This is a genomic window from Thioclava sp. F36-6 (assembly GCF_002020305.1).
In the GTDB taxonomy this organism is placed as follows: Bacteria; Pseudomonadota; Alphaproteobacteria; order Rhodobacterales; family Rhodobacteraceae; genus Thioclava; species Thioclava sediminum.
The window spans coordinates 815923-830382 of record NZ_MPZX01000001.1 but is presented as its reverse complement, the minus strand read 5'-3'; the positions used below and the strand labels follow the sequence as shown (position 1 = coordinate 830382).

Below are 14460 nucleotides of genomic sequence, written 5' to 3'. Positions count from 1 at the left end.
AGTTTCGCGCAGCTTAGAAGGCGGGAAAGCGAAGGCCAAGGGGGCGAGCGATGAACATTCTGGTTCTGGGCGGCGGCGGGCGCGAACATGCGCTGGCTTGGGCGATCAAGCAAAATCCGAAATGCGACCGGCTGATCGTGGCCCCGGGCAATGCCGGGATCGCGCAGATCGCCGATTGCGCGGCGATCGATCCGAACGATGCGGCGGCGGTGCTGGAACTCTGCGAGGCCAATGCGGTCGATTTCGTGGTGATCGGGCCGGAAGCGCCGCTGGCAGCGGGCGTGGCCGATGCGCTGCGCGCGCAGAACATCCTGACCTTCGGCCCTTCGGCTGAGGCCGCGAAGCTGGAAGCCTCGAAAGCCTTCACGAAAGAGATCTGCGACGCCTGCAACGCGCCCACTGCAGCCTATGCCCGCTTCACCAGCGCGGAAGGCGCGAAAGGCTATGTACGCGAACAGGGCGCCCCGATCGTGGTCAAGGCAGACGGTCTCGCCGCCGGTAAGGGCGTGATCGTCGCAATGACGCTCGATGAGGCGTTCAATGGCATCGACGAGATTTTCGGCGGCGCGTTCGGAAGCGCGGGCGCGGAAGTCGTGATCGAGGAATTCATGGAGGGCGAGGAAGCCTCGCTCTTCGTGCTGTGCGATGGCGAGAACGTGCTCGCCGTGGGCGGCGCGCAGGACCACAAGCGCGTCGGCGAAGGCGATACCGGCCCGAACACCGGCGGCATGGGCGCCTATTCCCCCGCCCCGATCCTGAGCCCCGAGATCGAGGCGAAGGCGATGGACGAGATCGTCCGCCCCACCGTCGCCGAGATGGCCAAGCGCGGCACCCCGTTCCAGGGCGTGCTCTATGCCGGGCTGATGATCAAGGATGGCCAGCCGCGTCTGGTCGAATATAACGTGCGCTTCGGCGACCCCGAATGTCAGGTGCTGATGCTGCGGCTCGGAGCGCAGGCGCTCGATCTGCTGTTGGCCTGCGCGGAAGAGCGGCTGGGCGAGGTGCAGGCGCAGTGGGCGCCCGATCACGCGATGACGGTGGTCATGGCCGCGCAGGGCTATCCCGGCGCCTATGAGAAAGGCTCGGTGATCGGCGGGCTCGACGCGCTGCCCGAAGACGGCTCGCGCATGGTCTTCCACGCTGGCACCTCTGAGAAAGACGGACACGTCGTCGCGACGGGCGGCCGCGTGCTCAACGTCACCGCCCGCGGCGAGAGCCTGCAGGAAGCGCGCGATCGGGCCTATGAAATGGTCGATGCGATCGACTGGCCCGAGGGCTTCTGTCGCCGCGATATCGGCTGGCGGGCGCTGAGCTGAGGCGTGACAGGGGGCGCTGCCCCCGCTCGCGTTCCGCGCGCCCCCCGAGATATTTCCACCAAGCCGAACGGGCGCAACGGAACATTAACTACGCTCAGGCTATCAAGGATTCGCGGAACAGGCGGGGACGCCGATGACCGCCCAAGACGAACGTGCCCGGCTCGCCCGCCCTTCTGCGGATCGAGTCGGGCATTTTTCGTTTTCGGCTTGGGTCAAATATCGCGGGGGGCTGGCGCAGCCAGCGGGGGCAGAGCCCCCTCGCTTGGCGCAGGAAAACTCCGTCATGGTGAAGATGTGCTAGCCCCGGCTTGCAGCATTTGCCGCTCCCACTGAGGCAAAGCACCGCCTGCCGAAACGTCAGGCAGGAATTTTCCCCTTCGCGCAAAATTTCCTCTTGCAGCCTACGCCGCTATCCCCTAAATCCGCCTCCACCGAACCGGCGCGGGCGTAGCTCAGGGGTAGAGCATAACCTTGCCAAGGTTAGGGTCGGGCGTTCGAATCGCCTCGCCCGCTCCAGTTCGGTCAAATACCCAAGGATGCGGGCGTAGCTCAGGGGTAGAGCATAACCTTGCCAAGGTTAGGGTCGGGCGTTCGAATCGCCTCGCCCGCTCCAATACAAAAAAGCCTCCCTTCGGGGAGGCTTTTGTTTTTCCGCCCCACTGCCCGTCAATCGACATGCCCCCGCTTGAGCGCGCCCCCTGCCCCGGCCTATAAGGCGGTGAGTTTCAAGGAGGCGCCCCATGCGCAAAGCCACGATCAGCCGCAAGACCGCCGAGACCGAGATCAACGTCGAGATCAATCTCGATGGCACCGGTCAATTCGATAACAAGACGGGCGTGGGCTTCTTCGACCACATGCTCGACCAGCTCGCGCGGCATTCGCTGATCGACATGACCGTGCGCGCGAAGGGCGATCTGCATATCGACGATCACCACACGGTCGAAGATACCGGGATCGCACTGGGTCAGGCGCTGGTGCAGGCGCTTGGCGACAAGCGGGGCATCCGCCGCTACGGCCATTTCGCACTGGCAATGGACGACACGCAGGTGCAATGCGCGCTGGATCTGTCCGCGCGCCCCTTCTTCGTGTGGAATTGCGACATGCCCACCGACAAGATCGGCACGTTCGACACCGAACTGGTGCGCGAGTTCTTCCAGGCGCTCGCCACCCATGGCGGAATCACGCTGCATATCGACCGCGTGCATGGCTTCAACAGCCACCACATTGCCGAGGCCGCGTTCAAATCGGTCGCCCGGGCCCTGCGCATGGCGGTCGAAACCGATCCGCGCATGGGCGGCGTGCTGCCCTCGACCAAAGGGGCGCTTTGATGCTCACGGCACTGGTCGATTACGATTCGGGCAACCTGCACTCGGCCGAGAAGGCGTTTCAGCGCATGGCGAACGAGACGGGTCACGGCACGATCGTCGTAACCTCGGAGCCCGACGTCGTCGCGCGCGCCGATCGGATCGTGCTGCCGGGCGACGGGGCGTTTCCGTCCTGCAGCGCGGCGCTCTATCGCTTCGAGGGGCTGGCGCAGGCGATCGAAGAGGCGGTGACCGTGAAGGGCCGCCCCTTCCTCGGGATCTGCATCGGGATGCAGATGCTGGCGACGCGCGGGCTCGAGTTCCGCGAGACAGAGGGCTTCGGCTGGATCCCCGGAGAAGTGGTGAAGATCGAGCCTTCCGATCCGTCGATGAAGGTCCCGCATATGGGCTGGAACGATCTGGTGGTCGGCTACAATCACCCGGTGCTGAAAGGCATCAACACCGGCGATCACGCCTATTTCGTGCATAGCTACCACTTCAACGTAGCCGAGCCCGAACACCGTCTGGCCTATGCCGAATATGGCGCCGAGATCACCGCGATCGTGGGCCGCGACAATATCGTGGGCACCCAGTTCCACCCGGAGAAATCTCAGGCGACCGGTCTGCGGCTGATCGCGAATTTCCTCGGCTGGAAACCCTGATGGCGCCCAAGGCGGTTCTCTCGTGGTCCTCGGGCAAGGATTGCGCGATGGCGCTGCATGCCTGCCGGACCGAAGGTCACGCGGATGTCGTGGCGCTGCTGTCGACGACCAACGAGGCTTTCGACCGGGTCGCGATGCACGGCACGCGCAATGAGCTGCTGCGCCGTCAGGCGAAGGCCGCGGGCCTGCCGCTGATCGAGGTGCCGCTGCCCTGGCCCTGCTCGAACGAGGATTACGAGGCGCGGATGGCCTCGGCTATGGATCAGGTGAAGGCGCTTGGCGTCGAGACGATGGTCTTCGGCGATCTCTTCCTCGAAGACGTGCGCGAATACCGGATCGAGAAGCTGAAGCCGCTCGGCGTCGAGGCGCTCTTCCCGCTCTGGCAGCGGCCTACGGATCAGCTGGCGCGCGAGATGATCGCGGCGGGGTTCGTGACCCATCTGGTGACCGTGGATCCGAGCAAACTCGATCCCAGCTTCGCGGGGCGGCGGTTCGATGAAAGCCTGCTGGCCGATCTGCCCGAAGGCGTCGATCCCTGCGGCGAGAATGGCGAGTTTCACACCGCCGTCAGCGCGGGCCCTATCTTTGACTCGCCGATCCCGGTGCGGGTGGGCGAGACGGTAATGCGCGACGGGTTCGCCTACGCCGATCTGATCCCCGAGTAAGCCCGGCGAGAAATCCCGGCCCGCCGCGTCATCGCAGGGGCCGGGGAATACATCATTTCACGCGCTGCCAGTCCTGCGACTTGCAGAACAGACCGCCCGCCACGCAACCAGCCAGCGCCATCGCGTTGCCGTTCACGGTGACCTTGCCGAGGTAGATCTTGTTGTTGGACGGACGCCAGACCTTGCCCTGGTATTTGTTGTTGCCCTTCGGCTCCATCCCGATCACGAGCTGCTTGCCGAGGTTTTCCGACTTGTACTCGCTGCCGCCCTTGAAGGTCCGCACAATGGTGCCGCAGAACTTCGACCCGCAGGGTGCGATGTCCACATAGGCATAGGCGCCGTCATCGGGCTGCGTCTTCCAGGTGCCCTCGATCGGGTCGGCAAGCGCCGCGCCTGCGCCCAGTGCCAGGGTCGCTGCGGCGATCATCAAAGTCTTCATGGCAAATCTCCTCCCTTTTGCCTGCTGGCCGCATCAGGCCATGCAAGAGCGATTCCCGGCAAGCCTGACGTGACGTCCGCGTCAGGCTTGGAAAATCCGCGAACCCGTGGCAAGAGGCATCGCGACAGTTCAGGAGTGCCCACAGATGATCCTCTACCCCGCAATCGACCTCAAGGATGGCCAATGCGTGCGTCTGCTGCATGGCGAGATGGACAAGGCCACGGTCTTCGGCGACGACCCGGCGGCGCAGGCGGCCAAGTTCGAGACGGCGGGCTGCGAATGGGTGCATCTGGTCGATCTCAACGGCGCCTTCGCCGGCGAGCCGGTGAACGCCGCCGCCGTCGAGGCGATCCTGTCGCGCATCAAGGTCCCCGCGCAGCTGGGCGGCGGCATCCGCGACATGGCGACGATCGAGCGCTGGCTGGATAAAGGGCTGGCGCGGGTGATCCTCGGCACCGTCGCGGTCGAGAACCCCGATCTTGTGCGCGAGGCGGCGAAAGCCTTCCCCGGTCAGGTGGCCGTCGGGATCGACGCGCGCAACGGCAAAGTCGCGACCAAGGGCTGGGCGGAAGAGACCGATGTGATGGTCACCGATCTGGCGAAGTCCTTCGAGGACGCGGGCGTCGCCGCGATCATCTACACCGACATCATGCGCGACGGCGCGATGGGCGGACCGAATATCGCTGCGACCGAGGCACTGGCCCGCGCGGTCGAAATCCCGGTCATCGCGAGCGGTGGTGTGTCGTCCCTGCCCGACCTGATCGCCCTGCGCGACACGGGCGTGATCGCGGGCGCGATTTCGGGGCGGGCGATTTATGACGGGGCACTCGATCTGACCGAGGCATTGGCCGCGCTGCGCGCCTGACACAGCGCTGAGGAAATCCACCGCAAGTGACACAAATCATTGCGTCATGTGAATTTCCGCGTGAGGGTTAACCCAGCGTTAACACCAAGTGTGGAGGGTGCCATGAAACGCATGATGACGATTGCCGCGGTGACCGCTTGCCTCGCAAGCGCGGCCATGGCGAATGATACCAAAGGCTTTGTGGGTCTGAACTGGACCTTCGGCCCGGGCGCGAGCGGCCTTGAAGGGGTGTTCGGCGCGATGAATTACGACCTCGACCCGGATGGCGACATCAACGGGGCGAAGCTGTCACTGCATCTCGGCATTGGTCCGGGACCGGTTCAGGGCAAGATCAAGCTGACCGGCGTCGCCGGACAGGACAACGCCATGGCGGAACTGGGCATGGGCTATGGCAGCCGCGGCTGGTTCGGCACGGGCGGCCTTATGGGCGAACATTGGACCGTCGGCGGCGATCTCTTCTTCCAAGGCGGCTGGGAAGGCTTCGGCGGCATTCACAGCCTGCAATTCGATCGGCCGAAAGCGCCCACAGCGCCGCCTCCGCCGGCCAGTGAAGCCGTCATCGGCCCAACAACGAACCTGAACTGACGATCAAGGGCGGCTCAAGCCGCCCTTTTCCTTAGCTCAAGCGCCCACCGATTTGCGCACCATATCCCAGTAGATATCGGCCACGGTGGCGCGGCTCAGACGACCACCTTCGCGGAACCATGTATTCACCCCGGTCAGCATCGCGATGATCGCCATCGTCGCAAGCTTGGTATCCGGGATCAGGAACACGCCCTCGTCCTGCCCTGCCTTCAGGATCGCTTCCAGCTCGGTCTCGTAGGTCTTGCGCAGCCCCTCGATCACCGCGAAATTCTCCGGGCTCAGGTTGCGCAGCTCCATATAGCTGAGGAACACCGCCTCCGCCCGCTCGAGGTTGAAGCGGATGTGGAAGCGCACGAAACGCTCCAGCCGTGCATGGGCATCAACCCCGGCGGGCTCGGCGTGCCACGCGGCGATCAACTCGTCCATGTGGGTCTTCAGCAGATCGAACAGCAGCGCCTCTTTGTCGGGCGTGTAGAGGTAGAGCGCCCCCGCCTGCACCCCCACCGCGCCTGCGATCTGGCGCATCGAGACCGCAGCAAACCCATGCCGCGCAAAGAGCCTTTGCGCCTCGGCGCGGATCTTCGGGCCGGTAATCTCGGAATGGGAGCCAGTCTTGCGTGCCATGATACCGACGCTAACTGAACGGGCGTTCATTATCAAACCCGATTTGCGGCGCAATCGGCACTGGCAATGGGGCCGTGGGCGCAATAGTTTGCCCCTGTCCCGAGAGGAGAAACCATGCGCGCCCCTGCCCTGATCGCCCTGTTTGCCCTGCTGGCTTCGCTCGCCGCCTGCTCGAAGCAGTCGATGGAGGGCTATCCGGCGCTGCTGCCGATGGACGAGATCCTGACCGATCAACCCCTCACCCCCGACCCAGCCCCCGAGCTGGAGGCTCGCGCCGATGCGTTGCGCACCCGCGCAGACGCGATGCGCAGCCAATAAAATCACGCCATAGAGCGGTTGAAGCCGCACGCCGCGTTGCCCTGCCTGCGCTTTCCCGCTAACAGGGCGCAAACCACCCAGTTTCTCTCATGAGGTCCCTATGTCCGCCGTCTCAGATACCGCACCCTTGCGTCTTGGCATCGCGGGTCTCGGCACCGTGGGCATCGGTGTGGTGAAGATCGTGCAACGCCATGCCGATCTGCTGGCGGCCCGCGCGGGCCGTCCGGTCGAAATCACCGCCGTCTCGGCCCGCGACCGCACGAAGAACCGCGATGCGGACCTGTCGAGCTATGCATGGGAAGACGATGCGGTGACGCTCGCCAAGCGCGACGACATCGACGTCTTCGTCGAGCTGATGGGCGGCCATGAAGGCCCCGCGAAGGACGCAACCGAAGCCGCGCTGAAAGCGGGCAAGGACGTGGTGACCGCGAACAAGGCGCTGCTCGCACATCACGGTCAGGCGCTCGCGGAACTCGCCGAAAGCCTCGGCCGCACGATCCGCTATGAGGCCGCCGTCGCGGGCGGCATCCCGGTCATCAAAACGCTGACCGAAGGGCTTGCGGGCAACGGTATCCGCCGCGTGATGGGCGTGATGAACGGCACCTGCAACTACATCCTGACGCGGATGGAAGATGCGGGCCTGCCCTATGACACGGTCTTCGAAGAGGCACGCGCGCTTGGCTATCTCGAGGCTGATCCGAACCTCGACGTGGGCGGGATCGACGCGGGCCACAAGCTCGCCATCCTCGCCTCCATCGCTTTCGGCACGCAGGTCGCTTTCGACGACGTCACGCTGGAGGGGATCGGGCGTATTTCGATCGACGATATCCGCCGCGCGGGCGATATGGGCTACAAGATCAAGCTTCTGGGCGTCGCGCAGATGACCGGCCGCGGGCTGGAGCAGCGGATGACGCCCTGTCTCGTGCCCGCAACCTCGCCGCTGGGTCAGCTGACCGGCGGCACCAACATGACCGTTCTGGAAGGCGACTCGGTCGGCCAGATCGTGCTGCGTGGCGCAGGCGCGGGCGAAGGCCCGACCGCGAGCGCCGTGATGGGCGACGTGATGGACCTCGCACGCGGGTTGCGGCTGCCGGTCTTCGGCCAGCCCGCCGACAAGCTCGAGGCCCCCACCCCGGCCGTCACCGCGATCCCCGCGCCCTATTACCTGCGCCTGCAACTGTCGGACAAACCCGGCGCGCTGGCGAAGGTCGCGACCGTTCTGGGCGAGGCGGGCGTCTCGATCAGCCGGATGCGCCAATACGGCCATGCCGACACCTCGGCCCCGGTGCTGATCGTCACCCACAAGACGACCCGCGACGCGATCGACGCCGCGATCGACGCCCTGCCCGCGACCCGCGTGGTCGAGGGCGAGCCGATCGCGATCCGCATCGAAGAGGTCTGAGCGGATGGGGATGCTGAGCCATGTCTCGCTGGGCATCTCCGATCTCGACCGGGCGCTGACCTTCTACGCCCCGCTGATGGAGCGGCTCGGTCTGGCGCTGCGCTTTTCCGAGCCCGCCAAACAGTGGGCAGGCTGGACCGCCGAGGATGGCAGCCGCCCGATCTTCTTTATCACCCGCCCCTTCAACGGCGACGCCCCCGCCCCCGGCAACGGGCCGATGGTCGGATTCGATGCGCCCGACCGTGCGACGGTCGATGCCGTGTACGCCCTCGCGCTGAAACTGGGCGGCACCGATGAGGGCCCGCCGGGGCTGCGCCCGCATTATCACGCGGATTATTACGGTGCCTATTTTCGCGACCCGGATGGCAACAAGCTCTGCATTGCGTGCCATTTTTCACCGCAATAGCGGCTGGCCTCTCCTGTTAGCGTTCACGGGGTTGCCCTTCGCGCCCCCACAGGCTTTACCTATGCCCGGCCCACAACGCCTAGGCAGACAGGAAGACCCAAATGACCCCTCCGAGTGATTTCAACGACCGCATGCTTTCGCTGGGCCTCGCCCGCGTGTCGGAAGCGGCTGCTCATGCCTCCGCCGACCTGATCGGTCGCGGCGACGAGAAAGCTGCCGACCAGGCGGCGGTGAACGCGATGCGCGATCAGCTCAACAAGCTGGAAATCCGCGGCACCGTGGTCATCGGGGAAGGCGAGCGCGACGAGGCTCCGATGCTGTATATCGGCGAGGAAGTCGGTCAGGGCGTCGGCCCGGAAGTGGATATCGCGCTCGACCCGCTGGAAGGCACCACGCTGACCGCGAAGGACATGCCCAACGCGCTGACCGTGATCGCGATGGCGCCGCGCGGCACGATGCTGCACGCGCCCGACGTCTACATGGACAAGCTGGCCATCGGCCCGGGCTACGAGAAGGACGTGGTCTCGCTCGACATGACCCCGACCGAGCGCGTTCAGGCGCTGGCCAAGGCGCAAGGCGTCGAGACCAAGGACATCGCGGTCTGCATCCTCGACCGTCCGCGCCATGAGGACATGATCGCCGAGGTCCGCGAGACCGGTGCGAAAATCCGTCTGATCACCGATGGCGACGTGGCGGGCGTCATTCACTGCGCCGAGCCGGATTTCACCGGCATCGACATGTATATGGGCTCGGGCGGCGCGCCTGAGGGCGTGCTGGCGGCCTCGGCGCTGAAATGCATGGGCGGTCAGATGTGGGGCAAGCTGCTGTTCCGCAACGACGACGAGCGTGGCCGTGCGAAGAAGGCAGGCATCACCGATCTCGACAAGGTCTATGCGCGCGACGACATGGTGCGCTCGGACGTGATCTTCGCTGCGACGGGCGTGACCGACGGGTCCATCGTGAAGGGCGTGAAGCGCGAGCCGACCTATATCGAATCCGAGACGATGCTGATGCGCTCGAAAACCGGCTCGCTGCGCCGCGTGATCTACCGCAACCCGGTGAAGTAACCGGCGCGTCTGGATATTTTTATCGAGAAGAAGAGAAAGGCCGGAGCGCGATGCTCCGGCCTTTCTTCATTCTGGCTGGCGGTCACTCCGCCGCGTCGGCGTAACTCTCGACCGGCGGACAGGTGCAGATCAGGTTGCGGTCGCCGAAGACGTTGTCGACCCGGCCCACGGGCGGCCAGTATTTGTCGACGCGGAAGGCGCCTGCCGGGAAACAGCCCTGTTCGCGGGTATATTTCCGGTCCCAATCGGCCACGAGGTCTTCCACCGTATGCGGCGCATGGCGCAGCGGGCTGTCCTCGGGGGTGATCTCGCCCGCCTCGATCTCGCGGATCTCGTCGCGGATCGACAGCATCGCGGTGATGAAGCGGTCGATCTCGGCCTTGGTCTCGGATTCCGTGGGTTCCACCATCAGCGTGCCCGCCACGGGCCAGCTCATCGTAGGGGCGTGGAAACCGTTATCCATCAGGCGCTTGGCGATATCGTCCACCGTCACGCCCACGTCCGCGAAGGGTCGCGTGTCGATGATGCATTCATGCGCGACACGTCCACGATTGCCCATGAAGAGGATCGGGTAGCCCTCTTTCAGCTTCGCGGCGATGTAGTTCGCAGCGAGGATCGCGACGCGGGTCGCCTGCGTCAGGCCCGGCCCGCCCATCATCAGGATATAGGCCCAGGAGATCAGCAGGATCGAGGCCGAGCCGTAGGGCGCGGCACTCACCGGCCCCTCTTCGCCGCCCGTCTCCGGGTGGCCCGGAAGGAAGGGCGCGAGGTGCGACTTTACCCCGATCGGCCCCATGCCGGGACCGCCGCCGCCATGCGGGATCGCGAAGGTCTTGTGCAGGTTGAGGTGGCTCACATCCGAGCCGATCTCGCCCGGCTTCACCAGCCCCACCAGCGCGTTGAGGTTGGCGCCATCGAGATAGACCTGACCGCCATATTCGTGGGTGATGTCGCAGATGCGCTTCACCGTCTCCTCAAAGACGCCATGGGTCGAGGGATAGGTGATCATGCAGGCAGCGAGCTTGTCGCCCGCCTCCGCCGCCTTCGCCTCGAAATCCTCCAGATCCACGTCGCCATTGGGCGCGGAATTCACCACGACGACCTTCATCCCCGCCATATGCGCCGAGGCCGGGTTCGTGCCATGCGCCGACATCGGGATCAGGCAAACATCGCGCTGATCGTCGCCATTGGCGTGGTGATAAGCGGCGATTGTCAGAAGCCCCGCATATTCCCCCTGCGCGCCCGAATTGGGCTGCATCGAGAAGGCGTCATAACCGGTGATCTCGCAAAGCTTCGCGGTCAGATCGTCGATCATCTCCGCATAGCCCTGCGCCTGATCGAGCGGCACGAACGGGTGCAGCGAGCCGAATTCCGGCCAGGTCAGCGGCATCATTTCGGCGGCTGCGTTGAGCTTCATCGTGCAGGACCCGAGCGGGATCATCGCGCGATCCAGCGCGAGGTCACGATCCGAGAGACGACGCATGTAGCGCATCATCTCGGATTCGGCGCGGTTCATGTGGAAAACCGGATGGGTGAGGTAATCGCTCTCGCGCAGCAGCGCATCCGGCACCGCCGGTTGCGTGGCCTTGGGCGCCGCTTCGGTGATCCCGAAGGCGTCGAGCACCTTGGCCACCACGCCCGGATCGCTGGTCTCGTCGAGCGAAATCCCGACCCGGTCGCGGCCCACCTTGCGCAGGTTGATCCCGCGATGACGGGCGGCGGCGAGGATGCCCTGCTGGCCCACGCCCACCTCAACGGTGATCGTATCGTAGAAATTCGCGGGCTCCACCAAGGCGCCTGCCGCTTTCAACGCATCGGCCAGCTGCACGGTCAGAAGGTGCACGCGTTCCGAGATCGCACGCAGCCCGACGGGGCCGTGGAAGACCGCGTAGAAGCTCGCCATCACAGCGAGAAGCGCCTGTGCGGTACAGACATTCGACGTCGCCTTCTCGCGGCGGATATGCTGCTCGCGGGTCTGCAGACTCAGGCGATAGGCGCGGTTGCCGTGGCTGTCGATGGAGACACCGACGATCCGGCCGGGCATCGCGCGCTTCATCTTGTCGGTGGAGGACATGAAGGCCGCATGCGGGCCGCCATAGCCCATCGGCACGCCAAATCGCTGCGCGGAGCCCACGGCGATATCAGCGCCCATCGCGCCCGGCTCTTTGAGCAGGCACAGCGCCAGAAGATCGGTCGCGACCACGGCCACGGCTTTCGCGGCATGGAGCGCCTCGCATTCGGCGGTGAAGTCGCGGACATGGCCATAGGTGCCCGGATATTGGAAGATCGCGCCGAAGACCTTATCGGCCTCAAGCGTCTCGGGCGCGCCCACGATCACCTCGATGCCGAGCGGCTCGGCGCGGGTCTGGATCACGCCGATGGTCTGCGGGTGGCAGTTCTCGTCGACGAAGAAGGCGGTGGCCTTCGACTTCGCCACGCGCTGCGCCATCGCCATGGCTTCCGCCGCCGCCGTCGCCTCGTCCAGCAGCGACGCATTGGCGACCGGCAGGCCGGTCAGGTCCGACACCATCGTCTGGAAGTTCAGAAGCGCCTCAAGACGCCCCTGCGCAATCTCGGGCTGGTAGGGCGTGTAGGCGGTATACCAGGCCGGGTTCTCGAGGATATTGCGCTGGATCGCGGGCGGCGTGACCGTGCCGTAATAGCCCTGCCCGATCAGGCTGGTCATCACGCGGTTCTTCTTCGCGACGCCTTCCATCTTCTGCAGGAGGCCATATTCGGTCAGCGGCGCCCAGCCCAGCGGCTCGCCCTGACGGATGCTTTTCGGCACCGTCTCGGCGATAAGCGCGTCGAGGTCCGGCGCCCCCACGGCTTTGAGCATCTCCTCCATCTCGGCCGGTGAGGGGCCGATATGGCGGCGATTGGCGAAATCGTAACTGTCGTAAGTCGTGGGGGTGAAGGTCATGGATATTACCCGATGAAGTCTTTGTAAGCGGCCTCGTCCATGAAGCCGTCGAGCGCGGAGGCGTCGGTGAGTTTCATCTTGAAGAACCACGCCTTGCCCAGCGGGTCTTCGTTCACGAGGCCCGGATTGTCTGCCAGATCCTCGTTGATCTCGACGATCTCGCCACCCAGCGGCGCGAGGATGTCGGAGGCAGCCTTGACCGACTCGATCACGCAGATCTCGTCGCCCTTCTCGACCGTGTCGCCGACATCGGGCAGCTCGACGAAGACGACATCGCCCAATTGCTCGGAAGCGTGCTCGGTGATGCCGACGATCACAACGTCGCCTTCAGTTTTGAGCCATTCGTGGTCTTCGGTGAATTTCATGTAACGTCTCCCGATTGGTTGTTCAGCGTTTGTAGGTGGCAGGGCGGAAGGGCATCGAAACGACCTTGGCGGGCAGACGCTTGCCGCGCACCTCGCCATAGACGGTGGTGCCTTCGAGCGTTTCGGCCGGCAAATAAGCCATCGCCATCGGTGCCTCGATCGAGGGACCGAAACCGCCCGAGGTCACGCGTCCGATCGGATCGCCCCCCTCGGCCTCGGCGAAAATCTCGACGCCTTCGCGCATCGGTGCGCGGCCCTCGGGGCGCAGGCCGAGGCGCAGGCGGCTCGGTCCGTTTTCCAATTCGCTCAGGATGCGATCCGCGCCGGGGAAGCCGCCTTCGCGCTCCCCACCCTTGCGGCGCACCTTCTGGATTGCCCAGGCGATGTTGCCCTCGACCGGGGTCGTGGTGGTGTCGATATCGTGGCCGTAGAGGCAAAGCCCCGCTTCGAGCCGCAGGCTGTCGCGCGCGCCGAGACCGATCGGCTCCACCGCCTCATCGGCGAGCAGCTTGCGGGCGAATTCCACCGCGCGGTCCGCGGGCACGGAAATCTCGTAGCCGTCTTCACCGGTATAGCCCGAGCGCGAAATCCAAAGCTCCGCGCCGTTCCAGTGATAGACGCCCACATCCATGAAGCGCATCTTGGCGGTGCCGGGCACCAGCGCCTCCAGCACAGCCTCGGCGGCGGGCCCTTGCAGAGCCAAGAGCGCGCGGTCGGTGAGCTCCTCGACCGATTCCAGATGCGCCCGCATATGCGCGATGTCGTCTTCCTTGCAGGCCGCGTTCACCACGACGAACAGATGATCGCCACGGTTCGCCACCATCAGGTCATCGAGAATGCCGCCATTCTCATCGGTGAACATCGCATAGCGCTGGCGGCCCTCTTTCAGCCCCATCAGGCTCACCGGTACCAGCGCCTCGAACGCCTCGGCAGCGCCTTCGCCCGGCACGATCACCTGCCCCATGTGGCTGACATCGAACAGCCCCGCCTTCGCGCGGGTGTGCAGGTGTTCCTTCATCACGCCCAGCGGAAATTGCACGGGCATCTCGTAGCCCGCGAAAGGCACCATCTTGGCGCCCAGCTCAACATGCAGATCGTATAGCGGTGTGCGTTTCAACTCGCTCATCGCGGCCTCCCCTTCAGCCGGATGATCCGGCATCGATTCATGAGCCTTCCGGCTCGCCCGATGCCCCCTCTGTCCGTGCCTGCGATGCAGACGCCTGAGATCGTTATCCCTTCGGCGGATGCCGCGATTGCACGCCGCATCACTCTCCAGAGTCCTTCGTCGGGCACGGTCCTTTTGCCTGAGAGTTTACCGGGGCGGTTGCTCCTTCGGCACCGAGGTTTCCCCCGGATTCTCCCGTATCCAACTTCTCCCGATTACCTGAGGCCCCGCGCGACTGACAAGCCCCAATCGCCAAAAGCGCCGCTTTACCGCCGAAAACGACCTCACGAGGTCGCGAATTGCCCAAACAAAAAGCGCGAGGGGTTCTCCCCTCGCGCTTTTGGAATTGGTTTT

At 65.0% G+C, this 14460-nt stretch carries 15 protein-coding genes, 2 tRNA genes and 1 riboswitch; of the genes, 12 read left to right on the top strand and 5 right to left on the bottom strand.

What is annotated here, in order from left to right; all coding sequences use genetic code 11:
• Positions 1-50 precede the first annotated feature (50 nt).
• The 6 genes from purD (at position 51) to BMI88_RS03955 (ending at position 3947) form a co-directional block, all read left to right on the top strand.
• Positions 51-1316: a phosphoribosylamine--glycine ligase gene (gene purD / locus BMI88_RS03980; RefSeq protein ID WP_078546247.1), complete on the top strand. Its 1266-nt coding sequence runs from the start codon at positions 51-53 to the stop codon at positions 1314-1316.
• 441 nt (positions 1317-1757) lie between these two features.
• Positions 1758-1832: transfer RNA gene (locus BMI88_RS03975), tRNA-Gly, on the top strand.
• 22 nt (positions 1833-1854) lie between these two features.
• Positions 1855-1929 (top strand) — tRNA-Gly (locus BMI88_RS03970).
• 127 nt (positions 1930-2056) lie between these two features.
• The gene (gene hisB, locus BMI88_RS03965) at positions 2057-2644 is read left to right on the top strand and encodes an imidazoleglycerol-phosphate dehydratase HisB (RefSeq protein ID WP_078546245.1); all 588 of its coding nucleotides are present in this window, start codon (positions 2057-2059) and stop codon (positions 2642-2644) included.
• Complete coding sequence (hisH, locus tag BMI88_RS03960) at positions 2644-3282, top strand: imidazole glycerol phosphate synthase subunit HisH (RefSeq protein ID WP_078546243.1); 639 nt, start codon at positions 2644-2646, stop codon at positions 3280-3282. The genes hisB and hisH overlap by 1 nt, the downstream gene beginning before the upstream one ends.
• Positions 3282-3947 (top strand): ATP-binding protein, encoded by a 666-nt coding sequence (locus tag BMI88_RS03955; RefSeq protein WP_078546241.1) that lies wholly within the window; start codon positions 3282-3284, stop codon positions 3945-3947. Before hisH ends, BMI88_RS03955 begins: the two co-directional genes overlap by 1 nt.
• 52 nt (positions 3948-3999) lie before the next feature.
• Here the strand turns inward: BMI88_RS03955 and BMI88_RS03950 are convergent, their stop codons facing one another.
• Positions 4000-4386, bottom strand: a complete 387-nt coding sequence (locus BMI88_RS03950; RefSeq protein ID WP_078519662.1) for a DUF2147 domain-containing protein — start codon at positions 4384-4386, stop codon at positions 4000-4002.
• Positions 4387-4531: 145 nt separating this feature from the next.
• On the opposite strand from BMI88_RS03950, the gene hisA reads away from it, so the two are divergent.
• Both hisA and BMI88_RS03940 read left to right on the top strand, forming a co-directional pair.
• Complete coding sequence (hisA, locus tag BMI88_RS03945; RefSeq protein WP_078546239.1) at positions 4532-5251, top strand: 1-(5-phosphoribosyl)-5-[(5-phosphoribosylamino)methylideneamino]imidazole-4-carboxamide isomerase; 720 nt, start codon at positions 4532-4534, stop codon at positions 5249-5251.
• Positions 5252-5353: 102 nt separating this feature from the next.
• Positions 5354-5836 carry a hypothetical protein gene (locus BMI88_RS03940; RefSeq protein ID WP_078546237.1) on the top strand — a complete coding sequence of 161 codons (483 nt, stop codon included), beginning with the start codon at positions 5354-5356 and terminating at the stop codon, positions 5834-5836.
• Between the two features lie 36 nt (positions 5837-5872).
• Here BMI88_RS03940 and BMI88_RS03935 read toward each other — a convergent pair whose 3' ends face one another.
• On the bottom strand, positions 5873-6460 hold the full coding sequence (locus BMI88_RS03935) for a TetR/AcrR family transcriptional regulator (RefSeq protein WP_078546235.1): 588 nt from the start codon (positions 6458-6460) through the stop codon (positions 5873-5875).
• A gap of 114 nt (positions 6461-6574) precedes the next feature.
• Between BMI88_RS03935 and BMI88_RS03930 the strand changes: the two genes are divergently transcribed.
• From BMI88_RS03930 to glpX, 4 genes are all read left to right on the top strand, one after another.
• Complete coding sequence (locus tag BMI88_RS03930; protein WP_078546233.1) at positions 6575-6778, top strand: hypothetical protein; 204 nt, start codon at positions 6575-6577, stop codon at positions 6776-6778.
• A 100-nt stretch (positions 6779-6878) separates the two neighbouring features.
• Complete coding sequence (locus BMI88_RS03925) at positions 6879-8180, top strand: homoserine dehydrogenase (RefSeq protein WP_078546231.1); 1302 nt, start codon at positions 6879-6881, stop codon at positions 8178-8180.
• Positions 8181-8184: 4 nt separating this feature from the next.
• Entirely contained in the window at positions 8185-8586 is a 402-nt protein-coding gene (locus BMI88_RS03920) for a VOC family protein (protein ID WP_246831818.1), read from the top strand.
• A 101-nt stretch (positions 8587-8687) separates the two neighbouring features.
• Positions 8688-9653 carry a class II fructose-bisphosphatase gene (gene glpX / locus BMI88_RS03915; RefSeq protein WP_078546229.1) on the top strand — a complete coding sequence of 322 codons (966 nt, stop codon included), beginning with the start codon at positions 8688-8690 and terminating at the stop codon, positions 9651-9653.
• Between the two features lie 82 nt (positions 9654-9735).
• Here the strand turns inward: glpX and gcvP are convergent, their stop codons facing one another.
• Genes gcvP through gcvT form a run of 3 tightly spaced genes read right to left on the bottom strand, consistent with a single transcriptional unit; the run spans position 9736 to position 14067 of the window.
• A complete protein-coding gene (gcvP, locus tag BMI88_RS03910) occupies positions 9736-12576 on the bottom strand; it encodes an aminomethyl-transferring glycine dehydrogenase (protein WP_078546227.1) in 2841 nt (946 codons plus the stop codon).
• Positions 12577-12581: 5 nt separating this feature from the next.
• Positions 12582-12941, bottom strand: a complete 360-nt coding sequence (gene gcvH / locus BMI88_RS03905) for a glycine cleavage system protein GcvH (protein WP_078546225.1) — start codon at positions 12939-12941, stop codon at positions 12582-12584.
• Positions 12942-12963: 22 nt separating this feature from the next.
• Complete coding sequence (gcvT, locus tag BMI88_RS03900; protein WP_078547270.1) at positions 12964-14067, bottom strand: glycine cleavage system aminomethyltransferase GcvT; 1104 nt, start codon at positions 14065-14067, stop codon at positions 12964-12966.
• Between the two features lie 156 nt (positions 14068-14223).
• Positions 14224-14314, bottom strand: a riboswitch (glycine riboswitch).
• Between the last annotated feature and the right edge of the window lie 146 nt (positions 14315-14460).